The organism is Paenibacillus sp. E194 (assembly GCF_000935845.1).
In the GTDB taxonomy this organism is placed as follows: domain Bacteria; phylum Bacillota; class Bacilli; order Paenibacillales; family Paenibacillaceae; genus Paenibacillus_B; species Paenibacillus_B alvei_B.
In genome coordinates, this window is sequence record NZ_JMDX01000023.1 from 15,215 (window position 1) to 40,466 (window position 25,252).

Below are 25,252 nucleotides of genomic sequence, written 5' to 3' on the forward strand. Positions count from 1 at the left end.
GATGGGATTTCTATCCGTACTCGGCTATGCTCAGCAAGTAGTGAAAGAGCGCGTGCAGTCCGGTGAACGCGTAATTGATGCAACGATGGGAACAGGAGTAGATACCCTATTCCTCGCCCGCCTTACTGGATCGCGCGGCTCAGTAGCCGCCTTCGATGTTCAGGATGAAGCGCTTGAGCTGACTCGTAAGCGGCTTCATCGTGAGCTGGGCGAAGACGAATACGCACATGTCAGATTGCTTCAAGCCAGCCATCATGCCATGAATGAGGTGCTGGGCGAAGAATGGTCCGGTACAACCGCTGCCATCATGTTCAATCTTGGGTATTTGCCTACGAATGAAGCAGATAAGCGCATTATGACCGTCCCTGAGACGACACTTACAGCACTCGACAACGGTTTATCCATGCTGCGGCCTGGCGGAGTGCTTAGTATTGTACTCTATCCCGGACACAGCGGCGGCGATGACGAAGCCGAACAAGTTCGAGCTTGGGCGGAGTCTCTTCCGGCGCGTCTTGGGCAAGCCGTTATTTATCGAATGCTGCAGCGTCCAGATGCACCATATGTCATAGCGGTGGAGAAACGCAAATAACATCTGATCGCGTGTAGAGCCTTTCCCACTTGGATTGGCGATTGCAGCTTCCGCTTCGATATCTGTCCCACCATCCTGTTCACCATATTGAAGGAGTTGTTGTGAAATGGCAGTTCGCAAAATGGAGCACGTTGGGATCATGGTTCGCAATATAGAACTATCCATTCGATTCTATGAAGAAGTCATCGGCTTGAAGCTGAAAGGAACCCTTCTCCATACGAATAGTGTCATTCGCCTCGCCTTTCTCGGATGGGACGGTGCTGACGAAACGGAAGTTGAACTTGTAGAAGGTTATCCTGGAAGCTTAACGGAAGAAGGCAGGGTTCACCATATCGCCTTCACTGTTGACGATATAGAGGCTGAGTTGGCTCGAATGAAGAGCCTGCCTCAAGTTGAGCTTATTGATGAAGAACTGGTTACCTTGCCGAACGGCAGCCGCTATTTTTTCTTTAAGGGTCCGGACGGCGAGAGACTTGAGTTTTTCCAATCAACTAGATACTAGACAACTCGGGAGTGAGAGAACATGACAAGACCTTATCCATTGAAATTTCAACCAGAATTTAAAGAACGCGTATGGGGCGGCCGTGCTCTGACGCAATTCGGATTGGATTTGCCAGAAGGACATATTGGTGAAGGTTGGATGATCGGCGATCATCCGAATGGTACGACGAAGGTCGTTAACGGTGAACTGGCTGGACTTGGCTTGGACGAAGTACGTGAACAATACGACAAAGAATGGTTCGGCTCCAAGGGCTTCTCTGAGAAGAACGGCCGATTCCCACTGCTTATCAAGCTGTTGGACTGCAATGATGATCTCTCTGTTCAGGTACACCCTACTGACACGTATGAAGGTCTGCCGCAAGGCGAACTGGGCAAGACAGAGATGTGGTATGTGCTGGACGCGAAGCCAGGCGCGAAAATCATTTACGGTTTGAAAGAAGGCATTGATCGCGTAGCAATGGCAGAGGCGATTGAAGAAGGCCGCATTATGGAGGTTCTCCAAGAAGTTTCTGTACAAGCCGGAGACACCTTCTACATTCCAGCTGGTACGGTTCACGCACTATGTGCGGGCGTCGTAGTCGCTGAGATCCAACAGAACTCCGATACGACTTACCGACTGTACGACTACAATCGTCCAGGTCTCGACGGCAAGCCGCGTGAACTGCATATTGAGGATTCCTTGAATGTCATTGCGTACGAAGGCGCTGGCGCAACCCGCATGTCTACAAATGGCACTGTCGCTAATGAGTGGCTGGTGCTCGCGGAGTCTCCGTACTTCCGTGTAGAAAAAGGCATCGTTGAGAAGCCATGGGCGCTCGCTACAACTGAAGAGAGCTTCGTCATTCTTGTTGTGTGCGAAGGAACAGGTACACTCACAACTGCTAACGAGCAGATCGCATTCAAAGCAGGCGAATGCTTCCTGCTTCCTGCCAACCTTGGTGAATATACGCTTGATGGCAACTGCACTGTATTGCGCTCTGTTGCTCCTTAATGCGCGCATAATTGGCTCGGCATCCGATTCCTTACGGGGAGACCGGATGCCTTTTTATTAGCAAGCGACCTACACCTACACTTCACTTACACGTTCACTTGCATTTACACGAGCTCTTTTCCTTTTGAATGGAGGAACATAAATGAATGAGAATAAGGAATATCTAGCAAATTCGGAACCACCACAGTCAACAAATGAATATGATAACAAGCTTATTTCCTATCTCCGCGCGAATCAAATAGCTGCTGAACATCTGCGTCTACATCAACTGTGCCATTCCGTTGAGGATGCTGCTCAAGCGGTGCAAGCCGATAAAGCTGATTTTGTTAAAAATGTCTGCATGATCGATGGTGAAGGTCACTTACTTGTAGCCATCGTCAAGGGCGAAGACCGCGCAAGCACCAGCAGAGTTGGCAAGGCACTGCTTATTCCCCCTCCACGCTTGGCGCTCGAGCAAGAAATGCTTCAGCTAGCCGGATATCCTGCCGGCGGGATTCCTTCCTTTGGCTTCACAGCCACATTTCTTATCGATCCGAAGGTTCTGGAACAGGAATTCGTATATACAGGCGGGGGCTCCCCCTATTCACTGACGCGAATCTCCGTCCAAGAAATGATGCGTGTCAATCAAGCCATTGTAGCACGAGTACGAAAATAACTGTCCAATATACAAATAAGCGCCTAGTGACTTCACTAAGCGCTTTCTCTCATTTTATACAAGACGTGCTTTCCGTGCTGCATTCGCAGCAGACATCCGGTTGTTTACTCCCATCTTGGCATATAGGCTTGAGATATGATTACGGATCGTTCCTTCGGACAAATAGAGAATCTGAGCAATTTCACGGTATTTCTTTCCTTGTGCCAAATAATAGAGCACCTGCTTCTCACGTTCAGTTAAGCCGAATGGATCTTCACTGCTTTCCATGCATGGCCCCATACTCCCTGCCATTTCACTTCGATCCTCAGTGTGATCCATTTGCATTAATTGATCGGTCATCAATCGTGCGATCGGCTGCGATAGGAGCGTTCCCCCTTGATGTACAAGACGGACGCTGGCAAGCAGCTCCTTCGGATGCATGGACTTTAGCAGATACGCTTCCGCTCCCGCATCAATCGCTTGAACGGCATAATCTGATTCCTCAATCGTAGTCAGCAGAATGATCTTCACATCCGGCCATCGCTCCTTCATCACACGAACAGCAGCCAAGCCATCCATTCGCGGCATTCGAATATCCATGAGCACGACATCAGGATGCTCGCACTCCATATATTCAACCGCTTCCTTCCCATCCACCGCTGCACCTATGACATAGACATCATCTTCTTGGCTGAATAAATAGCACAAACTCTCACAAAAGAGCTGCTCATCATCAGCAATGAGCAAGCGGATCGGCTGATCACCCTCTATATGCAACTTGCGCGGAATCCTGCATACAATTTCCATGCCGTTCCCTAATGAAGTACGCACCAATAAGTGTCCACCATAAGCATGCAGGCGATCCTGCATTGATGACAGACCATAGCCAAAGGCTAGCTTCTCATTGCCTAGCCCATTGTCCCGAATCGATAAGCATACTTCTGTCTCGTCATAGACAAGGTTAACTTTGATCGATGATGCTCTACCATGACGCACTGCATTTGTAGCGGCTTCCTGCACACAACGCTCTAATACCATACGGTGTGCATAAGGAATAGAGTAGATGATGCCTTCTGTTTTGAGATTACATGCAATACCAGTTTGATTGCCAAGCGTGTCCAGCAAGTGCTTCAATACCTCATCCAATGTTCTCTCCCCTTCTTCAGAAGGAGCGATACCATGAATGTGATGTCGTATCTTTTCAAAGCTGCTCCGTGCGTGTACAATCACACTCTCAAGCCTACTTTTTGCTTGTTCAGGGTCGTCCCCCATAAGAACCTTGACCGATTCCAACCCCATAACAATCGATGCATGGGAATGACCTAATGTATCATGCAATTCGCCAGCTACGCGATTGCGCTCCTCCTGAACGGTAAGACGCTCCACTTGCTCCGCATATTGACGAATAATATTGAATTGATGCTCATTCTCTTGAAGCAGCTGCTTCATTCTTCGTTGCGAATGCAGGAACACATGAAAGCCAACACCGATCCCGAACAATATGAAATGATTTACAGACGAGTCCAAAGCCTGAAGCCAAGATAACTTGCCACTCCATAAACCAATGAAAGGAAAAAGTCCGACGAGCGAACCTCCCCACCATACATTCTTCCTTGACGTCATAAATCCAATGAGAAGTGCGGGCAGCACCATATTGTCGAGATAAACAGGCATCGACAAATGCATGGAAATGTTAATGCCTCCCGACAAAATTATTTCCGAGGCAATAAATTTCGACGGGTGAATGCTGCCAGGTCTCCAGAACCACAAAGGCAGCGCAGAACACAATATAAACGGTACGACTGTACGTCCGGTATGAATCGTACTAAAGTCCGGTGATATGGCAATATAAACTACCCCTGATACAATCCAGAGAATGTATAAGCCCATTAGAGCTGTGTCGATCCAATGCCATTGTCGTTGTTCCATTCACTTGCCTCTTTCTATGTAAGTAACATACTTCTCTGTACACTCAGCCAGTTATGTTCCTGATAACCTCTACACATCCAAAATAGGATATTCATATGACAGCATTTCAGATGTTCCTCACTGGGAGCACCATCCTTATTGTAATATGATAGGCCCATGAAAAAAAGCGAAACCGGAGGAATGCAGCATGTTTTCAAATTTACACAGCCATACAAAAGCGCTGATTTACACAGCAATCGTCTTCATTCTCGCTATAGGCTTCAGTATCGTTCCGAACACCAATTTCTTACTGTACATGCTCACACCAACAGTGGCTGCCTTCATTATGCTCCTCTTGGTGACGAAAGACGGCCGGTCGCGATCCGGATGGGCCGCGCTTGGATTACGAAAATTCGGGTTCAAATGGTGGCTCCTTTGCATCACGGTTCCATCTGTCATTGTAGCGCTGAGCTATGGATCCGCCTTGGGCGTTGGTGTACTAGACTTCGAGGTCCCGTCTAACTATTCAGGCTATGATTGGACGGCCTTCCCAATCGTAGTTGCGATACAATTTGTCGGCGCCGTACTTACAAGCTCACTTGGTGAAGAACTTGGCTGGAGAGGTTATTTGCTTCCGCTTCTTGTAAATAGCTTGGGAGAGAGAAAAGCGTTATTCGCCACCGGCCTGATTCACGGACTATGGCATATCCCGATTATATTGCTGTCTCCCATCTACCACCAAGATCAAAATCCGATTCTTGCATGCCTATTCATTGTCGTATCCTGCCTGTTCCTAGGCCCTGTCATCGGTTATATTCGATTGCGCTCATCCAGTGTATGGACAGCTTCTATCTTCCACTCGGCACATAATGTAATGTGGAGTGTTCTGCGCAGCATTGCGGTTCCGACTTCAGGCATAGCTGTATATGTAGCAGGAGACAACAGCAGCGTTGTCATTCTCTGTTATATGCTGCTTACGGTATGGATCATGCAGCGCTTACGCCGCCACGGTGCCAATTTTCAATCATAAACACCTAAAATAACTGAACAGCTGATGTTCCAAGGGAGCATTAATAAGAGAGTAGTAACAAGAGAGTAGTAACAAGAGAGTTCATGACAGATAAACAAAGACGCCTCCAAAACCACTATACTTGTGGGATGGAGGCGTCTTTGTTCATGAATTTTCATACCCATGCGGGGCTCAGCACTTCAACTTTAACACTTTGCGATTCCCTTCCTCTATTAGCCGAACTACGACGTCATACCTTGGCTTGGGTCAGGATTACTTGCATTAAACCAGGAAAGCGTGCTTCGAGCTCATCCTTGCGCAAACAGATGAATCGCTGTGTTCCCTCCATTCTAGTTCGAATAATGCCTGCTTCGCGCAGTACTTTGAAATGATGGGACATGGTAGACTTGGACAGTGATAAATCGAATCCCCCGCAGGTTTGCTCCGGAATGCTCATCAATTGCAGCACGATACTCATTCGAATCGGCTCGCTGAGCGCATAGAACACTTGCGAAAGTTCAATATGTTCGATATCGGGATGAAATAATGTTCTCATGTCATTATTGTACCGAAATGATTGACATCATTCAATAGTTCGATTACACTCGAACTATTGAACAAAGGTGCGCACCTTCATATTCAGTGAATCTTACCTATTTCATTATCATTTGCAACCTATGAATCATCTCGATTAAAAACGATCCCTTGCGTACATCATTGCCGCATGAGATCGCGTATTCATTACAGGAGGCCAATTACAATGAGCAACACGATGAATCAACCGCTTGCCGCATCATCATTCCGTACTATTATGTCTTTATTCTTTGCCACGATGTTCATCATCGGTACAGATACCTTTATCGTCTCTCCTATGCTGCCAACACTACGGGAAGTTCTACATATCTCTGTCGAACAATCAGGATGGCTTATTTCTGCTTATGCACTCGGATACGCCCTTTTCGCCCTAATCGCCGGACCGCTATCCGACGGACTGGATCGCAAGTCTTGTCTCCTTGGAGGGATGCTGGGATTCTCTCTGTTCACAGCACTGTGCGGTTCAACAACAAGCTTCACCCTCTTCTTCGCCTACCGCGCCTTGGCGGGAATAAGCGCGGCAATCGCCTCGCCGCAAATATGGGCATCCATCCCTCAATTAGTAGCACCCCACAAAATCGTCAAAGCGATGGGCGCCGCAACTGCTGGCTTAGCCGTCTCGCAATGTCTCGGCGTACCTCTTGGCAGCCTGCTTGCCGCGAGCAGTTGGAGACTGCCCTTCTATGCCATCGGAGTAACTGCGCTGCTCATTACCATCATATTGGCGCTAAAGCTCCCTTCTATCCCATCAGCGACGAAACAACGAAGTTCACTGAGCTCTCTTGGACGACAATATCGTGCTCTTTTCTCGCGCCGCAGCACCACCTTTGCTTTTCTCGGATATTTTTTATATCAACTAGGTACTTTTTCTACCTTCTCTTATCTGGGGAATTGGCTCGCTGATGACTTCTCTCTTACTGTACAGCAAACGGGACTATTCATCCTTGGCTTTGGGATCGGCAATTTGTTCGGCAGTATTCTCGTCTCGAGGGTGGAACGCACGCTCGGCATTCGGCGAACTGTTACATATTCACTCCTTGGCATGATCGCGATGTATGTGATCGTCATGACCAGCCAACTTATTGCATTCATTAGTATCGCTTATGCGCTGATCGCCTTGTGCGGCGGCATGCTGTTCCCTCTCTTAATGGGAACTCTTCAGAAGGATCAGCCGAATGCACGTGGAACCGTATCCGCGCTGGCGAACAGCACAATGTATTTTGCAACGATGCTTGGATCCGTTCTGGCTGGTATTCTCTATGTACGCGTTGCAGGGTTTGCTTCCATCGTAGTTGTTACGATGCTGTGCTATACAGCATCCCTGTTTATCTTCCGCAGCCTGCTGCACAACCCGCAGCCGATTAATAGTCAGGCGGCGATGCAGCAGAAATAGATTCTACCTGCCTCCTATTCGGTACTAGTAGCGAGGGCTGATGAATCTAGTATGAACTACACGGCTATCGTCCAACTATTGCATTCTTTCTCTATCATCTGGTTTCATTTAAGCTATAATGTTCAATGACACGAAGACACGATAGGGAGAGATCGTTCATAATGAGTCAACGGCTGTTATACATAGAAGATGACAAAGAAATCGGGACATGGGCCAGCAGTTATTTGCAAGATAAAGGCTATCAGGTGATGTGGCTGCTGTCCGGTGAACATGCACTGGTGCACGCACCTGATAGCGATCTGATCATACTTGATGTGATGCTTCCCGGATTGGACGGATTTACGGTGGGACAGCGTCTGAAACGCGAATATCCAAGTACGCCCATCTTGCTGCTGTCAGCTCGCACGTCTATTGACGACAAGCTTCAGGGGCTGCAATTCGCCGATGACTACGTAACGAAGCCGTTCCATCCGGATGAGCTTGCTGCAAGAGTGGAGGTACTGCTGCGACGCTTCGAGAAGCAGTACCCTGCTTCCATCGAATTGAAGCATCTGCGTATTTCGCTGCACGATAATCACATTGTGCATGCCTTGACCGGTGAAGAAATCACACTGACAGGCAAGCAGCATCATATATTTACCTTCATGCTGCGTCATGCCAATCAGATCTTAACGAAGGAACAAATTTATGAGAGCGTCTGGGGCGAACCCTACATGGAGGGCGATAAGACACTCATGGTTCATATTCGACATCTGCGGGAGAAAATCGAGAACGATCCAGGCCAGCCAGAAATTATTGAAACGATTCGCGGCATCGGATATCGGGTGAAGCTATGAATTCCCGTATTCCACTTCGCAAATCACTGCTGATCCGGTATTTGACGCTTGTATTTGTCGCGCTCATGATCTGGCCAATTATTTTTCCATTAACCTCTACAATTCTGTATTATGTATCTCTCTTGCAGAATGGGGGGGAACCCGTCGAAAATCGTTATGCGGTAGCAGCTAATTTGGAAGAGCGGTGGCACCAAGAAGCTGCTCAATTCAAGCAAGCCGACCGTGCCGCGATTGAACAAAGACTGCATGAGCTGAAGAAGGAGTACCCGGAGGCCAAATTATTCTGGGTAGATAACAGCGGTACTACTCGCCTTCAGCTTCCTGTACAGCCCAGCCTGCCAGCACAATGGAATGCTGGGGACGCCATTACCTTTATGAAGAAGAGCTACGATGGAGATCCGTTCACCGTCGTAGCTTTTATCGGGCAGGATCCGAAGCAAGGATTCATGGTTATGCAAATCGCTCGAAATTTGATGGTAACAGATAGAGCGGGATACAGCACAACACACGCTCTTATCGTCATCACCCTCGTGTTTGGTCTATTTACAGTTGCCTCTTGGTGGTTCTTCTACAGGCTTCGGGGTCGGCTTGTGCGGTTAGGCAAGGCGATGGTTCCCGATAACACAAATGGCTTGCCTTCGCCAATCGAGATAACGAAGTGGGATGAAATTGGTCAATTGGAGCATACCTTCAACCAAATGATCAAGCAGCTCACCTCCAGCCGTCAACGGGAACAAGAGGAAGAAACTCTGCGCAAGGAACTGATCGCTAATTTGTCCCATGATCTTCGAACACCGCTAACCACGATTCGGGGACATGCCCACTCGCTCCAACGAGAGCCATTGTCTGAGCAAGGTCAACAGTCGCTTGTTCTTATCGATAAGAAAGTCAATGATTTGGGACAGCTTGTTGATAATTTATTGGCGTACACGCTGCTGTCTGCTCACAAGTATTCGCTGAAGATGGAAGCAACGGATATGCTGCGGCTTGTCCGAACTTCTGCGGCAAGCTGGTACCCGATTTGGGAGAAAGAAGGCTTTGAGATTCATATTGAGCTCCCGGAGCAGCCCGTTACTTGGAGGGTCGATTCACAGTGGATGACGCGCATCCTCGATAATTTATTTCAAAATATTGTGCGCCATGCCGCAGAAGGGCGATATATTGGAATTGCGATTCATGGGCATGGAGAGAAGACTGCAATTGTGATTGAGGATCACGGACCCGGTATGAGCGCTGCGTCCACTAGTAAAGGCGTTGGCCTTGGGCTGACGATTGTCGAGTTGATGACCGCAGAAATGCAGCTGCAATGGGAAGTAACGAGCAGTTCAGAAGGAACAAGGATGAGGATAGAGCCTATGAAGGCTAAACCTTATGTAACATAAGAATCAATTGAACCCAACTGTAACGAATCCAGAATCCAGACCAACATAAATTACTTCCACTGCGGAAAGCCGAACTAACCGAAAGTATCCTTATGAATAAATGTACATCCCCTACTACGCCCATGGACGCGATCATGTTCATGGGCTTCTTCTCCTTTTTTAAACAGATCCTTTCTTAAACAGAATTTAAACAAGCAGCCGCCTTTGTTTTAACCTTCGACCTGTATCGTTAACTGACGAGGTGATATACGTTGAGTGAAACAATCATTCAAACCGAAGGGTTGACGAAAACATATGGCGACCGCCGAGCAGTCGATCAGCTTCGGCTTACGATTAAACGCGGGGATATATACGGCTTCCTTGGCCCGAACGGCGCAGGCAAGACAACGACGATCCGCATGCTGCTTGGACTTATTCGCCCCACGAAGGGCAACATTCAAATATTCAACAAGAACTTGCACTCCCATCGGCTAGAAATCTTGCGCAAGGTCGGATCGCTGGTTGAATATCCATCGTACTATGCTCATCTGACTGGTCGGGACAACCTAGAGGCCATACGCAGAATTATCGATGTGCCGAAGTCGCGGATCGATGAAGTGCTTGCCATCGTTCGTCTTACAAACGATTCCAATCGCCCAGTTAAGGGGTATTCACTTGGCATGAAGCAGCGGCTTGGCATCGCCGCAGCTATGCTGGGCAGTCCAGAGCTGCTCATCTTGGATGAGCCGACCAATGGCCTTGATCCCTCTGGGATTCTGGAAATTAGAGAGCTGATTAAGAGCCTTCCCCATCAGCACGGCATTACGGTTCTTGTATCCAGTCATCTATTGAGTGAGATTGAACAGATGGCTACGCGCGTAGGCATTATTCAGCATGGACGTATGGTCTTTCAGGATTCCATCAGCGTATTACAGGATCAGGCGCAGCATCGTATTCGATTCGCGGTCTCGAATCCTGTCAAGGCAGCGAATCTGCTCGCTGCATCTGGATGTGCTGTAGAGCAGCAGGAAGGACGCGTCTTGATGAACTACATGCCAGACAGTCAGGTTGCCTCCGTCGTCGATCTGCTCGTCCATAACCAACTGTCCGTGTATCGAGTAGAAGAGCAGCGGCAGTCGCTGGAAGAGATCTTCCTCTCAATGACTGGAGAGGGGAACAATCGATGATCGGGAAGCTGCTGTCATCTGACTTTGTGAAAATACGCCATACATGGATATGGCTGCTCATTGTCCTAGGCCCATTCGGTGTTATCAGCCTGCAGGCACTCAATTACAGCTTGCGTTATGACTACCTCGTATCCAAGCTGAAAGATCAAGTATGGTTCGGGCTGCTTAGCGACATTAAATTATTGGCCGTTCTAGCCCTATTGTTCGGCATAACGCTAGTTACTTCTTTAATTGCAAGTATCGAGCATCGCCAAAGCTCATGGAAGCAGTTGCTCGCGCTTCCTGTGTCACGGTTCAGTATTTTCACATCTAAATATATCCTGAGCTTGTTCATGATGTTCACCGCATCGCTGCTGCTTGCTATCGGATCTGTACTGCTCGGCCTTCTTCTCGGCTTCGGCACAAATATTCCTTGGTCATTGCTGCTCATGAACAGCTTCTATCCATTCTTAGCGGCTATGCCCATACTCGCACTGCAGCTATGGTTATCTACCGTTATCAGCAACCAAGCCATTCCACTTACTTGCGGAATTCTAGGCACGATCGTATCCGTGTATTCGATTAGAATGCCGGATTGGATGCCGTACAAGTGGCCGCTGCTTGTAAATGAAGCCAATATTCCAGAGTACTCCGTCATCGCAGGTATCTTGATCGGCTTCGTCGTCTTTCTGTTCAGCCTTGTTCACTTCATTAGAAGGGATGTGGATTGATGTGGCAACATGGCTGCGATTATTTCAATCTGAACGTTTAAAGTTGGGCAAATCCCATATTGGACTGCTTACCCTGATCAGTCCTCTGCTGGCCATGCTCGTCGGCCTATTCATTTCCGAGCAGCAGCCGCCCGAAATCCAGTGGCTCTATTTATGGTCGACGATGTCAATCGCGCACGCGATGTTGTTCTTACCGCTGTTGGCTGGCGTGTTCTCTGCATTTATATGCCGGTACGAGCACGCGGGAGGCGGTTGGAAACAAATGCTTTCCTTGCCTGTGTCCCGCTCCAGCCTATACATGGCGAAATTCGCCCATGTTACACTGCTGCTGGGACTAACACAAGTACTGTTCCTGCTAGGTGCAATTGCTGTCGGCTTATTAAAAGGATATACAGCACCTATCCCTTGGACTGAACTTCTGAGAGCCTTCTCCAATGGCTGGCTGGCTACATTGCCTGTTGCCGCGCTTCAGCTGTTCGTGTCCGTATCATGGTCAAGCTTCGCGGCTCCGCTTGCTATTAACGTGATGCTGACACTGCCGAATATGCTCATCGTCAATTTGGAAAAGTACGGCCCATGGTATCCTTGGGCACAGCCTGCACTCGCAATGAACGGCGTGGAGAAATACGGGGCATTCAATGTCTCGCTCGGCACACTTTTGTTCGTCATTGTCGGTGGATTCCTGCTCTTTCTACTTAGTGGTCTTATTTATTTCAACCGCAAAGACATGTAGCTTTATGAGGACATCCTGCATCTTGTAAATACGTAGAAAAAAAGAGGCAGATAGACATCATCGTCTAGTCTGCCTCTTTCCATATAGGATACGATCCTGTTCATTTTGAATTTATGACATTGGCGGCTGTTGAGATGGAGGCTGCTGCGAGGACTGCTGAGAAGCCGATTGTTCATCACCTGCAGCAGATTGCACTTCCTCTTCTTCCTGCTCCTTGTTGCGCTTCTTGCCTGTTAAGAGCTTCCACACACCAGCAATGACAGCCACAATAACGATCCAGAACTTTTTGAACAAGCCGAGCGCCAATGCGATTAATCCAACTTTTTTGGCAACGGCAACACCCGCTCCGCCAAGGATAAGTCCAGCCAAGCCATACTCCGCCACCTTATCCGTCGATTCATTGAAATCCTCATAGCGCTTGCCTTCTTTGATTTTCAGCGTAGACAAGACCAGATCATTCATTTCCTTACGCGATGCTTCTACCTTTTTGGGATCACAGACCAAGATCGCCGACACATAACCCTCTCGCGTCAATATACGCTCGTTATAATTGACCATTGAGGCATTGTCTTTGTCATGCAGTAATAGCGACCATACAACTCTACGTGCTGTTTCATCATATTTAGGAGCTACGTCCCAACCATCCACAAATAGATGATTTTCAGGGGTCATTTCTTTATTTGCTTCTTCTTGTCCGTCTTTGTAACTCTTCAGCAGTTCATCTGCATCGATCTCATTTTTATCGCTATCTTTGATATGTCCGGAATCGGTGTATTCAAAATACAAAAACCAGCGGCCGTCTTCTGGTATAACCGTACCGATTTCGGAGCCGGAAGGTTTTCCGCCATTTCTCGTAATCATGGCTTTCGTTTCCGTGCCATTTATGTATTCCATTCCTTTTTTCAAGGTCACTGTCGCAATTCCTTGATCAAGCTCTACCGCCTGTCCTGCACCAACAATGTAGTTCGCAGTTCCCTCAGCATGCGCTGGCATCGATCCCGTCATAAGAAGTGCAGCACATCCCATTATGACAGCTGTTTTTTTGAACCATTTCATCACAATCTTTTACCTCCTAGAATCTCTCTCTATTTTTCTCTCGACAAACTATACCGGAAGAAAGAATGTATGAAAATAAGTACATATGCCTACCTTCATCATTCACATGAGGTTAAAATGTGATTTTCATGAGACTTTTGGTACGTTTTTCATTTCCAATCATCCCCATGACTATTTAGTTTTCGCTGATAGGACTTGATGAGAAGAGATAAAAAAAGCAATCTTAGGTCTACCACCCAAGATTGCTCCTAAAGTCCTATTTATTTAAGATCATACGGGATTGGTTCACCGTAAATAGCAACGGTTTTTCATCATCTGTCTGCTGATACAAGAAAATGCCGTACACTTCATCTGTTAACCCCTCGTCGGTTGTCTCGAAACCATGTTCCGTATGTTGGGACATTCCGAGTGAACGGCTGCGAACAACTGCCTCATGCGGGATCATCTCTACAACAGCGTGCTTATGCAGGTCCTTCTCCGAAAGACCTAGAGCTGCGAATTGCTCAGACACAAGCTCAGCCTGTCCTGCCGCCCATTGCAGAACGCGCGAAGCCTCCTCTTTCTGAAGCTGTTTGATCCACCATACTTTGCGCGGCTTATACTTCTGGTTCATGAAGTAGTCGAGCTTCATTAACCCCAATGCCACATGCGGCTTTTTGAGTCCATGCGCGGTTAAAAAGGCATGCAGTCTTACGAACAAATCTTCTAATTGATGTCCAATCTTCTGCCAGCCATTTGCTTCCCAGAAGTCGCCGAATGCTTGGAAGAAATCAAACGGTGAGTCGAATTCGGTATGCATCAAATACTCCATCGTCCGATCCATGCGATGCGCGTTCCAATACTTTTCCAGTACGTCTTCCAGACGCTTCAATCGCACGACATCACGGAACGGAAGCGCATCATTCGACAGCATTTCGTACGGTGCATGGTCCATGAAGACATAGCCGTACTTCTCAGCATCCAGACGAAGTCCTGTACCACGCAGCATCTTCAAGAATCCGAGCTGCAATTCCTCTGGACGCAGTGCAAATACATCGTTGAATGTTTTGCGGAATGTATTGTAATCCTCAAGCGGCAGCCCTGCGATTAGATCCAAGTGTTGATCGATCTTACCGCTGTCCTTCACCTTCATGACGGTTCGGGTCAGCTTCGTGAAGTTCTGGCGCCGCTTCACAAGCTCATTCGTTGGATCGTTCGTCGATTGGACGCCGATCTCAAAGCGGAATACGCCGGGTGGTGCATGCTCAGCCAAGTAGTCAAGCACCTCTGGACGCATAATATCCGCCGTGATCTCAAATTGGAATACACAGCCGCGATGGTTCTCAATGAGGAACTGGAACATTTCCATTGCGTAATCGCGCTTGATGTTGAACGTCCGATCGACGAACTTAATGAGCTTCGCCCCATTATCGATTAAGTACAAGATGTCCGCCTTCGTCCGTTCAATATCGAAATAGCGAACGCCAACCTCGATACTGGATAAGCAAAATTGGCAGCTGAACGGACAGCCACGGCTTGTCTCGAAGTAGACAACACGCTTGCCAAGGCTCGGAATATCCTCCGCAAAGCGGTGGGGAGACGGAATCTCATTCAAGTCCAGCTTCGGCCGTGGCGGATTGAGCACTACCTCGCCCTGCTTCCGATACGCTACCCCGAATACGAAATGATACTTCCCTTCGCCTTCGATCTCCCTCAGCAAATGAAGCAGCGTCTCCTCTCCTTCACCCATGACGATGAAGTCAACATCCGACAGCCGCTCCATCCATTCCTTCGTGTCATAAGACACCTCGGGGCCGCCAAGTACGATGCGGATCTCCGGCCGCACCTTGCGCAGCATGTTGACGACCTTAATCGTCTCCTCGATGTTCCATATATAGCAGGAGAACCCGATCACATCCGGCTCTCGCTGGTACAGATCCGAGACGATATTCATCACCGGATCCTTAATTGTATATTCGGCAATGTCGACATCGAACTCGCCTTCGCAATGCGCCTTCAAGCAGCGTATCGCCAGCGAGGTATGAATATATTTAGCATTTAATGTTGCAAGTACGACTTTCATCTAAACCTTCCTCTCATCAGACACTACCCTTACGTGATCGAGCTGCTCGATCAGCCTCTACCATTATAACCAAAGTAAAGGCAGATCTCGACATGCATCCAAGAAACCACCTTGAACAGAAAAGCAAGCTGCAGGCAGCTTGCTTTATTCTGTGTCAGTGCAATCGAAAATGGTTATCGAATCATACCACCACTATAGCGCAGCTCGTAAACCCTACGATCTCCCTTGGCCAAAGTAAATATCCCGATATACGCAGTCTCCATTGCGGTATTCCAACTATACGGATCCAGGTAATTCCGTTTGTACAGATGTGTTATTATCCGCTGCAGCATACGTGCGCTGCTTCGCATCTACTAAAAAATGAGCAAGCTCTTGATCATTACCCAACATCGTGTACCTCTTCTCTGTATTTCAAATCAACCTAAGCAAGATTAAGGCTCTGCTACATTACAAGAGATACTCCGTATCGTAGTGATACGGATCTATCCCTCCATTTATGCAATTGGTGTGCCGTTCGGAATGATCTCATCTGTATTTAGTAGAACAACATCGCCTTCCCCAGGCACTCCACCCAATACGAGCACTTCAGAGTCGAAGCCGGCGATACGGCGCGGCGGGAAATTCACGATAGCAACGACCTGTCTTCCTAACAACTTGTCCGGTGTATAACGAGCCGTGATTTGCGCACTTGAGCGCTTCGTTCCGAGATGCCCAAAATCGATTGACAGCTTAATCGCGGGCTTGCGCGCCTTGTCAAACGGTTCTGCCTCTACGATCGTTCCAACACGTATATCTAGTTTCATAAAATCCTGAATGCTTGCTTCATCCTTGATCTGATCCAGATTCAACTCGTGCATCATGCTTCAGCTCCTTATTCATCGCTATCCATTCGTTGTTCCCATAGCCCATTCGTCTATATCTGCAATCCCTAACCCTATTCCATATCGTAGCGACCCGCTTCTTCTTCCCGCTGCTGGAAAAATTCAAGGAACGGCATGCCGAACTGCTTCAGCTTCGCTTCCCCTACCCCTTTAATACGGAGCATGCCCGCTTCGGTCGTCGGCTGCAGCTCCGCCAATTCCCGCAGCGTGCTGTCATTAAACACAATGTAAGGCGGTACTCCAGCTTGGCTTGCCAACTCGCGCCGAATGAGACGCAGCTGCTCAAATATCGTCTCATCAATGACAGTGCCCGCCTTCGGTTTCAACGACTTCGCAACCCGCTGTTCAACGGTTCGCTTGCCCTTCAATACATCCGCTGCCAGCGGCAGCAGCCGAACGACCGGATACTGCCCTTCGCTAAGCTGCAAGTATCCCTCGGCTATAAGAACATAGATGAGATCCGAAATTTCCTTCTCCGCCAAATGCCGCATTTCGCCATGCGTAGACAGCTTCTCAAATCCATACTGCATGACCTTCTTGTTGCGCGACCCCTTCAGTACGGAAGCGACCATAGATACGCCGAACCGCTCACGCATCCGATAAATGCAGGAGAAGATCTTCTGCGCTTCAATCGTGATATCAATCGATTCACGCTCGTCCTTGCAGTTGCCGCATACGCCGCATGGCTGCTCTCCCTCTTCTCCAAAATAACGAACCATATAATTTTGCAGACAGCCGGTCGTATAGCAATAATCAATCATGACTTGCAGCTTCTTATATTCATGCGCCTTCCGTTCTGGAGTCGCCTCGCTTTGTTCGATGAAGAACTTCTGCGTCAATATATCCTGCGGATGGAACAATAGCACGCATTCGCTCGGCTCACTATCGCGTCCCGCGCGTCCTGCCTCCTGCACATAGGCTTCCATATGCTTCGGCATGTTGTAATGCAGCACGTACCGTACGTTGGATTTGTCGATGCCCATGCCGAACGCGTTCGTCGCTGCAATGACACGCACATCATCATAGAGGAAGGCTTCCTGCATTTTCGCCCGCTCCTCATCTTCGAGTCCAGCATGATAGCGGCCAGCGGCTATTCCTGCACGTCTCAGCATGTCATAGATGTCCTCGACTTCCTTCCGCGTCGACGCATAAATAATGCCTGATTCGCTCGACCGCTGCCGGACATAATCAAGCGTGAACGCCTTCCGCTCCTCGCCGCGCAGCACCGTAAACGCCAAATTATCCCGCTTGAATCCCGTAACGACAAGTTCGGGTTCCAGCAGTTCCAAGGAATGAATGAGATCCTCTGTTACTTCTGGCGTTGCTGTTGCTGTAAATGCCGCCACAATCGGACGCTCGCGGCCACTCTGCACAAGTTCCTGAATGAAAGGTGCAATTGTCCGATAGCTTGGACGAAAATCATGTCCCCATTGCGAGACGCAGTGGGCTTCGTCTACCGCAATCATCGATATTGGAATGGATTTCGCGCGTTCCCGGAACCATTCTGTCTCTAACCGCTCAGGCGCTACATAGAGCAGCTTAATGCGCCCTTCCTGCGCCTGCCACATGAGACGGCCTGCTTCCCCATCTCAAGCGTGCTATTAATGAATCCAGCCTTGACCCCCAAGCTGTGCAGCGCATCCACCTGATCCTTCATTAATGAAATAAGCGGCGAGATTACCAGCGTTACCCCAGTCAGCAGCATTGCTGGAATCTGATAACAAATTGACTTTCCCCCGCCGGTCGGCATAATCCCCACCGTGTCCTTGCCTTCGGCAAGATGTTCGATAATTTTCCGTTGTCCATCGCGGAAGCCATCGTAGCCATATACTCGCTGTAATGCGCTTCGCGCTTGGTCCATTGTAAACATGTACGTAGACTCCTTTTCCCCGTTCCCTTGCGGCAACCTATTGTTCCTGTCCTTCATTATAACATGGGCTTTTCACACGAGGTAATAGCTCCCACTTCACTGTCTCCTACCCCTATGTATGTTTTTTCGCCTAATCTGAATAGAATCTGCCCAAACTTTCTGCTATAGTGATAGCATTCCATAAAACATATCCTACAGCGCGCCATCAGCGCCATCTGTGAAGCGCACTGTTCTGTATAGTTGTCTACTCATCAAGGAGGTCTTACCAATGCGTAAGCGAGAGAACCATAAACCGAGAAAAGGCCCGCAGAAGAATCAGCCGACGAAAGCTTATCAGCCAGCCAAATCAGCTAAAGCAACCAAGTCAGTCAAACCAACCACCCCAACCCATCGGACACCGCCGAAGGCTCGTGAATATACGGTGCAGGAACCGGCCGAACTGCTCAGCTTCTTACTAAATACGGTAGAAAATATGGGGCGCAACTCCATCAAATCCACACTTGCCCGCGGTCAAATCTCTGTCAACGGACAAGCCGTAACTGCCTATAATCATCCGCTCCAGATTGGACAAGTTGTAAGCTTGTCGAAGGAGAAAATCATTGAAGCTCCTCCATTTGTAGGTTTGTCGATACTGCATGAGGACGACGATATTATTGTCATCAACAAGGAAGCCGGTCTGCTGTCTATTGCCTCCGAGCAGGAGAAGGAGTTGACTGCCTACCACCAGCTAACGACGCATGTTCGCTTGCAGCATCCGAGCAACCGGATATTTGTCGTGCATCGTCTCGATCGGGATACGTCCGGGGTCATGATGTTCGCTAAGAAGGAAGACATCAAGCAGCAGCTGCAAAATAATTGGAAAGAGATCGTACAGGAACGTTCCTATGTTGCGCTAGTTGAAGGCAAGGTTCGCCAGCCGGAAGGCACCATTTCCTCCTGGCTGAAGGAAATGAAAACACTGAAAATGTATTCCAGTCCGTATCAGAACGATGGCCAGCATGCGGTTACGCACTACAAAACACTGGAAGCGAATAGCGCTTACTCCCTACTGGAGGTTCATCTCGAAACAGGGCGGAAAAATCAGATCCGCGTTCACATGGAGGATCTCGGTCATCCGATCGTAGGTGACAAGAAGTACGGCGCCAAATCAAGAGGACTAGGACGACTTGGCCTGCATGCCCGCATACTGGCATTTACCCATCCGACTACGGGCTCACCAATGCGATTCGATACGGGCATTCCGAAGCCGTTTACCCGCTTATTGCAACAGGACGGCTCTGCTCCAATCAGAAAAGATCGCCGCTAAATTTTCTCAAATTAGATTACGATATAATATCGCAAACGAACAACACAAATAGCCGTTCACCTTACAATTAAGGGAGCGGCTATTTTCTTTCCTATAATTGTTGGGCCTTTTCTCTTCTGTTGACCTGAGTTACAATCGCTTGCTCATCTTGTAATTCACCAAGTCAACTCCTCTGCGCTGCACCGTCTGAGCTTGAAGGATGCAGAACCCGTGCCGCTCGAAGAAGGGAACTGCCGTAATACTTGCATCTGTTCTTATTTCGGACAGCCCCAGCTTCCTCGCTTCCTGCTCCAACTTGGACAACAATGCTGTTGCAACACCTTGCTTCTGAACATCCTTATGAATATAGAGCCGATCCAAATACCCGCCAGCATCCATATCACTAAATCCGACCAATTCGCCGTCCCGAATCGCTACATACGTCATGTGCTGGCTTAACGACTCTGCCCAGCGTGCCAGCTTCTCTACCTGTTCATCCGCCGGCGCCCAGGCTTGTAATTGTGCAGCGGTATAATCTTTTGCGTTCACGGTGTGTACCGTATCGAAGAATAAGGCGACAATCTGCGCGATATCTTCTCTTTCAAATGATCGTATATGCATGATTTTCCAGACTCCTTCCGATACAAGTCTACCAAAACTAGAATCCCATCGTTCACCTTTATTCTATATATTAATCATTTTTTAATTTCTCGTGAACCTCCCCTCCACTTCAAGCCATCTAATGGGTACATCAACCAAAACCAATCGATTCAGGAGGATTCATTATGAAATCTTATACATTCATGCTTGCTGCTATCACTGCAAGCTTGCTCAGCACAAGCCTACCAGCTAACTTTACGCTTCATACCGCATATGCGGCGGAACAGCCGACAAACGAAGCTGCAAAAAAAACTACAATCGAAGCATCGGCATTGGATAACCTTGATCCCGCAATGATCGAAAAAGCAAAGAAGGCCCTGCAGGAGCTAGCTCCTAAAAGAACGATGGAACTAACTACTTTGCACAGTGGTGCCGAGGCAGGCTATGAATATCTCGGAGAGGATCGATTGTTAATCGAAGACAAAGACAAGCGGGCGCGCGTCATGATCGGCAAGGCAAAGGGCGATATTTTAGCATGCGAAATCAACTTCACATGGCAAGAGCTCGATACTTCGCTTCAGTCCGTGATCCAAAAAGCAATGAAAAGCTTGGATACACAACAGAAATTCAAGATTACGCAAATTACTCGTGTCAAAGCCGATAAAGACATGAACCATTGGACCTTCAACGACGGCAGCAATATTTCAGGCATGGTTGATGCAGTCACAGGCAAAGCAACGTACGTGTCAACGGATTATGCCTTGGCGAAAATCGATTCAAAATGGAGTGCGCTAGCCAAGAAAACAATTCAATCCCTGTCAGCAGACAAAAACAAGCAGCTTCGCAATTTCGTCCAGATGTACATAGACATGCAAGCAGAAAACCAAAAACAGCCTCATTCTCCGATGAAAGCGGCCGTTATCTGGTAAAAGTCAATGCTGCTACAGGCAAGCTGACGTCCTTTGTCAACTATGAGGAATTTACCCATTATGCATCAGAAGAAGCACGTAAAAAGGCTTTCGCCAAGCCTTTTTATACGAGTGACAAAGCCATTGCTGCGGCTGCTCCAATGGTCAAGCAATATTTCGGCATAGACTTGAAAGGCTACCAGGTTCACGTCAAGCAAGAGCAGTATACATTCGCGAAACAAGGAAAGCCGAGCGTCTATGGTAAGATCAATCAAAAAGGAAAGTTCTGGAGCATGTCCCTTACTGCTCCAACAGAATCTTGAACAAATGAATCAAGCAAATAGGGTTTGTGTCACGACCTCTATCTCGCACCATGATATGGGCCTTGGCCCCATTATAAAAAAAGGAGATCATTACTGTGCAGCAGCCAGAACAACTCGCAGCACGAGCTTGCAAAGGGGACAAGGACGCATTTGGCACGCTCATTCGCACCTATGAAGCCCCCCTATACAGAGTGGCCAAGTCGATTGTACATTCCGATGAAGATTGCGCAGATGCCATACAAGAAGCTGTGCTCAAAGCATATCGCTCCATTCATTCGCTGCGCGAGCCGAAATATTTCAAAACCTGGCTCGTCCGCATCCTTGTGAATGAATGCCGAACATTGCTGCGAAAGAAAAAACAAACCGTACCCTTCGTTGAGCTCCAGCATTCGAAAGCCGAAGCTAGCGAGTATGAACATATCGAAACACTGGAAATCGTCAATGCGCTAGAAGAAGACCTTCGAATCGTTGTAACACTGTTCTATATTGAGGATTTGCCGCTTAAGGAGGTAGCCGATATGCTGGATCAGCCTGTCGGCACCGTGAAGTCTCGCCTGTTCCGCGCCAGAAACAAGCTCGCGGACATGCTTCATATCTCACGTGAGAATGGAAAGGAGCTAATGATTTAATGAATTCGAATATCGACGAACAAATCCGTACGCACCTAACCGGAAATCTCAGCTCCGAAATCCCAGAGCTCGTACGATCACGTTTGGAGCAAACGCTGCAATTGCTGGAGACAGAATCAATGCCGATGCAGCATCGGACTCATTCCCGCCATCGGAAATCTTGGTTCGTTGCGGCCGCGGTCGTGCTCGCAATCGGGGGAACATTAGCTTCCGGATTCATTTCACCCGCTATGGCTGAGACGCTCAGAAAGGTGCCGTTCATCGGTCAAATCTTTGAAGCACTCGGCGATAAAGCCTTGCAGGATGCGAATCGGAAAGGATTGTCCCTTCCCGTTAATCTGAGCGCAACGGATCAAGGCATTACGCTGACCATTACCGAGGTGTTGTATGACGGCGTGGAAATTAAGCTTGGCATACAGGAAAGCTCGACGAGCAAGCTTCCTATTATTTTGGATCGGTCGGACAGATATGAAATTGTGAAGAGCAGGACTCAGGAGGATCCAACACATGCGCTGGATATTTGGTCCCATGCTTGGTCAAATGTGCGCTCGGAAACCTCAACGCAAAACATCGGAATATTATCGTTCGAGTCGATACTCGGCACGGAACCGGATCGAGACGCCAAAATATCGAAAGAATTCCCGCTGCCGATCACGATTAAGAAGGTCGGAGATGTGGAAGGAAACTGGAAGTTCCAAATTCCCGTCAAATGGAATGCGTCCCTGACGAAAAAAATGCCTATTAATAAGACCAATAAGGCGCCTGACGGCATTGGCTCCATCACGCTTCAGTCCGTCGTTACTTCGCCGCTAGGAACCGAGATTCGATTCATGACCGCAGAAGCCTACCCATCGACTTCTTCTAGCTGGAGCGGATTCAACAGCGACTATATGGTTGTGGATGAGTACGGATATATTATTTCATCTGCAGGCGGTTCAGGCGGGCCAGGCAATCAAATGCAAACGAATATTGCAGAGATGATACATACGAAAAAGTATGATCCAATACCCGAACGCTCCAAGACGCTCATATTTAAGCCCTATAAATCCGGGAGACGGTATGGCAATGCAGCGATCACGCTGAATCCAAATGCGCTTCCACTGACGCTGCAGCAGGGAGAGGTTGGCTCCGTTACAGTGAACAGCATGGCATTCGAAGAGGACAGAGTCATTATTCAATATGATGTGAACGGCAACGACCCTGTAGGCCAGAACCTTGCCATGGATTTCATCCAAGACGGAAAACGAGTATTTAGCGACAATTCCAAGCTGCTGCGTGTGAACAACAGCGTATATTCGTACGTTGGCGAATATCCGTTCCAAAAAGACATACCTATTAAGCTGTATTCAAGCAAGCTCCGCAAAGCGACCTTTTATAAGGAGCTTGAATTCCAAATCCCAATACGGTAAAATCCGATAAAGTACAAAGAGAAGTAAGTTTCGACAACTCCTACTATTCATTTCAGTTAGAATCATTCATAATGGGGATGAGATGGAGTTAACATCTTACCGATCTATTTGCCGCACGGGGGTGATACGATGACTGAGCACATGGAGAACCAGGGGAATGCTGAGGCTGCGGAGAGCAAGAAAGTGAGCTTGGCGGATGCCGCGAAGCGCATGCTGCAGCAGAAGAAGCAGGCCCAAGGGAAATCGCAAGGCGTGCACAAGCATCAGGAATCTGGCCAACCAACAATGAAGAGCCAGAATACGAAGAAGATTAACAATCAACGCAAGCGTATGGGTGTGTAAGCCTGCAGAGGGGGGGATCTCAGAATTCATGTTCTGAGGTTCAGCCCCTTTTTCATGTTACAGCCTACAGACTATTGCACCGGAAACTTTGCTGCAACCCCTCCAATAATGGTATATTGAGAACATACTGAGGAATGACTTCAGATTTATGAATTCAAGGAACAGAGGTGGCTACCCATGGTAAATTTCGAGCAGCAATTAGAAAAGTATGCTGAACTTATCGTAAAGGTCGGCGTCAACGTACAGAAGGATCAAGATGTATTCGTTAACAGTTCTATCGAAGTCGCTCCACTGGCCCGCCTCGTTGCCAGCAAGGCATATGAAGCAGGCGCACGCAACGTACATATCGATTGGTCGGATGAGGCTACAACTCGCTTGAAATTCGAGAAGGCATCAGACGACGTGTTCACTCAATTCCCGGAATGGGAAGCATTGAAGCGCAATACCTTCGTGGATAAAGGTGCTGCATTCATCTCTATCGTCTCCTCCAGCCCAGACTTGCTGAAGGGTGTGGATCCACAGCGGATCGGCAATAACCAAAAGGCATCTGGACAAGCACTGGAGCACTTCCGCCGCTGCGTACAAGCGAACAAAGTAAGCTGGACAGTTGTTGCAGCTTCTTCCCGCGATTGGGCTGCCAAAGTGTTCCCTGGCGTAGCTGTAGAAGAAGCAGTAGAGAAGCTGTGGGATGCGATCTTCCAATCCATTCGCCTGAATTCCGACAACCCGGTTCAAGCTTGGACGGAACATAACGAAACATTGCATAAGAAAGTTGAAGTATTGAACGGCAAGCACTTCCACAAGCTGCACTATACAGCTCCTGGAACGGACTTGACGATCGAATTGCCTGAGAAGCATCTGTGGGTAGGCGCTGGCAGCGTCAACGAGAAGGACGTGCCGTTCATGGCGAACATGCCAACAGAAGAAGTATTCACGGTGCCTCATAAGCTGGGCGTAAACGGCTATGTGTCCAGCACGAAGCCGCTTAGCTATGGTGGCAACCTGATCGACAACTTCAAGATCACGTTCGAAAATGGCCGTATCGTGAAGGTAGAAGCTGAACAAGGCCAAGAAATTCTGCAGCAGCTCGTCGACACAGACAAAGGCTCGCACTTCTTGGGTGAAGTGGCGCTTGTACCGCATCAATCCCCAATCTCTGAATCGAACATCTTGTTCTACAACACGTTGTTCGATGAGAATGCATCCAACCACTTGGCAATCGGAAGCGGCTATGCGTTCAATGTAGAAGGCGGAACGAAGATGTCTCAGGAAGAGCTGGAAGAGAGCGGCGTGAACCGCAGCATTACGCACGTGGACTTCATGATCGGCTCTGCGGACATGGACATCGACGGCATTCTTAAGGATGGCACAACAGAGCCAATCTTCCGCAAGGGCAACTGGGCAATCTGATATTGAGCAAGCAAAGGGGCTGTCCTATAAT

General features: G+C 48.3%; 23 protein-coding genes and 1 pseudogene. 17 read left to right on the top strand and 7 right to left on the bottom strand.

What is annotated here, in order from left to right:
- Position 1 precedes the first annotated feature (1 nt).
- The 4 genes from AZ66_RS05145 to AZ66_RS05160 all read left to right on the top strand — a co-directional run bounded on the left by AZ66_RS05145 (position 2) and on the right by AZ66_RS05160 (position 2,736).
- Complete coding sequence (locus AZ66_RS05145) at positions 2-589, top strand: class I SAM-dependent methyltransferase (RefSeq protein WP_044353861.1); 588 nt, start codon at positions 2-4, stop codon at positions 587-589.
- Between the two features lie 106 nt (positions 590-695).
- On the top strand, positions 696-1,091 hold the full coding sequence (locus AZ66_RS05150; protein WP_044353862.1) for a VOC family protein: 396 nt from the start codon (positions 696-698) through the stop codon (positions 1,089-1,091).
- A 21-nt stretch (positions 1,092-1,112) separates the two neighbouring features.
- Complete coding sequence (locus AZ66_RS05155) at positions 1,113-2,081, top strand: type I phosphomannose isomerase catalytic subunit (protein WP_044353863.1); 969 nt, start codon at positions 1,113-1,115, stop codon at positions 2,079-2,081.
- A gap of 142 nt (positions 2,082-2,223) precedes the next feature.
- Entirely contained in the window at positions 2,224-2,736 is a 513-nt protein-coding gene (locus AZ66_RS05160) for an aminoacyl-tRNA deacylase (RefSeq protein ID WP_082061462.1), read from the top strand.
- A gap of 54 nt (positions 2,737-2,790) precedes the next feature.
- Here AZ66_RS05160 and AZ66_RS05165 read toward each other — a convergent pair whose 3' ends face one another.
- Positions 2,791-4,644, bottom strand: a complete 1,854-nt coding sequence (locus AZ66_RS05165) for a helix-turn-helix transcriptional regulator (protein ID WP_044353864.1) — start codon at positions 4,642-4,644, stop codon at positions 2,791-2,793.
- 187 nt (positions 4,645-4,831) lie between these two features.
- Here AZ66_RS05165 and AZ66_RS05170 point away from each other — a divergent pair, with 187 nt between their 5' ends.
- Positions 4,832-5,653 (top strand): CPBP family intramembrane glutamic endopeptidase, encoded by an 822-nt coding sequence (locus AZ66_RS05170; protein ID WP_044353865.1) that lies wholly within the window; start codon positions 4,832-4,834, stop codon positions 5,651-5,653.
- A 229-nt stretch (positions 5,654-5,882) separates the two neighbouring features.
- On the opposite strand, the gene AZ66_RS05175 is transcribed toward AZ66_RS05170, so the two are convergent.
- On the bottom strand, positions 5,883-6,188 hold the full coding sequence (locus AZ66_RS05175; protein WP_044353866.1) for an ArsR/SmtB family transcription factor: 306 nt from the start codon (positions 6,186-6,188) through the stop codon (positions 5,883-5,885).
- A gap of 204 nt (positions 6,189-6,392) precedes the next feature.
- Here AZ66_RS05175 and AZ66_RS05180 point away from each other — a divergent pair, with 204 nt between their 5' ends.
- From AZ66_RS05180 to AZ66_RS05205, 6 genes are all read left to right on the top strand, one after another.
- Positions 6,393-7,619 carry an MFS transporter gene (locus AZ66_RS05180; RefSeq protein WP_044353867.1) on the top strand — a complete coding sequence of 409 codons (1,227 nt, stop codon included), beginning with the start codon at positions 6,393-6,395 and terminating at the stop codon, positions 7,617-7,619.
- A 161-nt stretch (positions 7,620-7,780) separates the two neighbouring features.
- Positions 7,781-8,455, top strand: a complete 675-nt coding sequence (locus AZ66_RS05185) for a response regulator transcription factor (RefSeq protein ID WP_044353868.1) — start codon at positions 7,781-7,783, stop codon at positions 8,453-8,455.
- Complete coding sequence (locus tag AZ66_RS05190) at positions 8,452-9,837, top strand: sensor histidine kinase (protein WP_044353869.1); 1,386 nt, start codon at positions 8,452-8,454, stop codon at positions 9,835-9,837. Before AZ66_RS05185 ends, AZ66_RS05190 begins: the two co-directional genes overlap by 4 nt.
- 251 nt (positions 9,838-10,088) lie before the next feature.
- Positions 10,089-11,003 (top strand): ABC transporter ATP-binding protein, encoded by a 915-nt coding sequence (locus tag AZ66_RS05195; protein WP_044353871.1) that lies wholly within the window; start codon positions 10,089-10,091, stop codon positions 11,001-11,003.
- Positions 11,000-11,713 carry an ABC transporter permease gene (locus AZ66_RS05200; RefSeq protein WP_044353872.1) on the top strand — a complete coding sequence of 238 codons (714 nt, stop codon included), beginning with the start codon at positions 11,000-11,002 and terminating at the stop codon, positions 11,711-11,713. The genes AZ66_RS05195 and AZ66_RS05200 overlap by 4 nt, the downstream gene beginning before the upstream one ends.
- Position 11,714: 1 nt before the next feature.
- A complete protein-coding gene (locus AZ66_RS05205; protein WP_044353886.1) occupies positions 11,715-12,446 on the top strand; it encodes an ABC transporter permease in 732 nt (243 codons plus the stop codon).
- 111 nt (positions 12,447-12,557) lie between these two features.
- Here AZ66_RS05205 and AZ66_RS05210 read toward each other — a convergent pair whose 3' ends face one another.
- From AZ66_RS05210 to recQ, 4 genes and pseudogenes are all read right to left on the bottom strand, one after another.
- On the bottom strand, positions 12,558-13,502 hold the full coding sequence (locus AZ66_RS05210) for a DUF2167 domain-containing protein (RefSeq protein WP_044353887.1): 945 nt from the start codon (positions 13,500-13,502) through the stop codon (positions 12,558-12,560).
- Between the two features lie 256 nt (positions 13,503-13,758).
- Positions 13,759-15,564, bottom strand: coding sequence for a B12-binding domain-containing radical SAM protein (locus AZ66_RS05215; protein WP_044353873.1), 1,806 nt, complete (start codon positions 15,562-15,564; stop codon positions 13,759-13,761).
- A gap of 494 nt (positions 15,565-16,058) precedes the next feature.
- Complete coding sequence (csaA, locus tag AZ66_RS05220) at positions 16,059-16,421, bottom strand: chaperone CsaA (RefSeq protein WP_044353888.1); 363 nt, start codon at positions 16,419-16,421, stop codon at positions 16,059-16,061.
- A gap of 77 nt (positions 16,422-16,498) precedes the next feature.
- A pseudogene (recQ, locus tag AZ66_RS05225) lies at positions 16,499-18,315 on the bottom strand (DNA helicase RecQ).
- Positions 18,316-18,583: 268 nt separating this feature from the next.
- Between recQ and AZ66_RS05230 the strand changes: the two are divergent.
- Entirely contained in the window at positions 18,584-19,621 is a 1,038-nt protein-coding gene (locus AZ66_RS05230) for an RluA family pseudouridine synthase (RefSeq protein ID WP_044353874.1), read from the top strand.
- A 129-nt stretch (positions 19,622-19,750) separates the two neighbouring features.
- On the opposite strand, the gene AZ66_RS05235 is transcribed toward AZ66_RS05230, so the two are convergent.
- A complete protein-coding gene (locus tag AZ66_RS05235) occupies positions 19,751-20,221 on the bottom strand; it encodes a GNAT family N-acetyltransferase (protein ID WP_044353875.1) in 471 nt (156 codons plus the stop codon).
- A gap of 164 nt (positions 20,222-20,385) precedes the next feature.
- Here AZ66_RS05235 and AZ66_RS05240 point away from each other — a divergent pair, with 164 nt between their 5' ends.
- The 5 genes from AZ66_RS05240 to AZ66_RS05260 all read left to right on the top strand — a co-directional run bounded on the left by AZ66_RS05240 (position 20,386) and on the right by AZ66_RS05260 (position 25,221).
- Positions 20,386-21,129, top strand: a complete 744-nt coding sequence (locus AZ66_RS05240; RefSeq protein ID WP_044353876.1) for a hypothetical protein — start codon at positions 20,386-20,388, stop codon at positions 21,127-21,129.
- Between the two features lie 397 nt (positions 21,130-21,526).
- Positions 21,527-22,060 carry an RNA polymerase sigma factor gene (locus AZ66_RS05245; protein ID WP_044353878.1) on the top strand — a complete coding sequence of 178 codons (534 nt, stop codon included), beginning with the start codon at positions 21,527-21,529 and terminating at the stop codon, positions 22,058-22,060.
- Entirely contained in the window at positions 22,060-23,469 is a 1,410-nt protein-coding gene (locus AZ66_RS05250; protein ID WP_044353879.1) for a DUF4179 domain-containing protein, read from the top strand. The genes AZ66_RS05245 and AZ66_RS05250 overlap by 1 nt, the downstream gene beginning before the upstream one ends.
- A gap of 129 nt (positions 23,470-23,598) precedes the next feature.
- Entirely contained in the window at positions 23,599-23,811 is a 213-nt protein-coding gene (locus tag AZ66_RS05255) for a hypothetical protein (RefSeq protein WP_044353880.1), read from the top strand.
- Positions 23,812-23,988: 177 nt separating this feature from the next.
- On the top strand, positions 23,989-25,221 hold the full coding sequence (locus tag AZ66_RS05260; RefSeq protein ID WP_044353881.1) for an aminopeptidase: 1,233 nt from the start codon (positions 23,989-23,991) through the stop codon (positions 25,219-25,221).
- Positions 25,222-25,252: the final 31 nt, after the last annotated feature.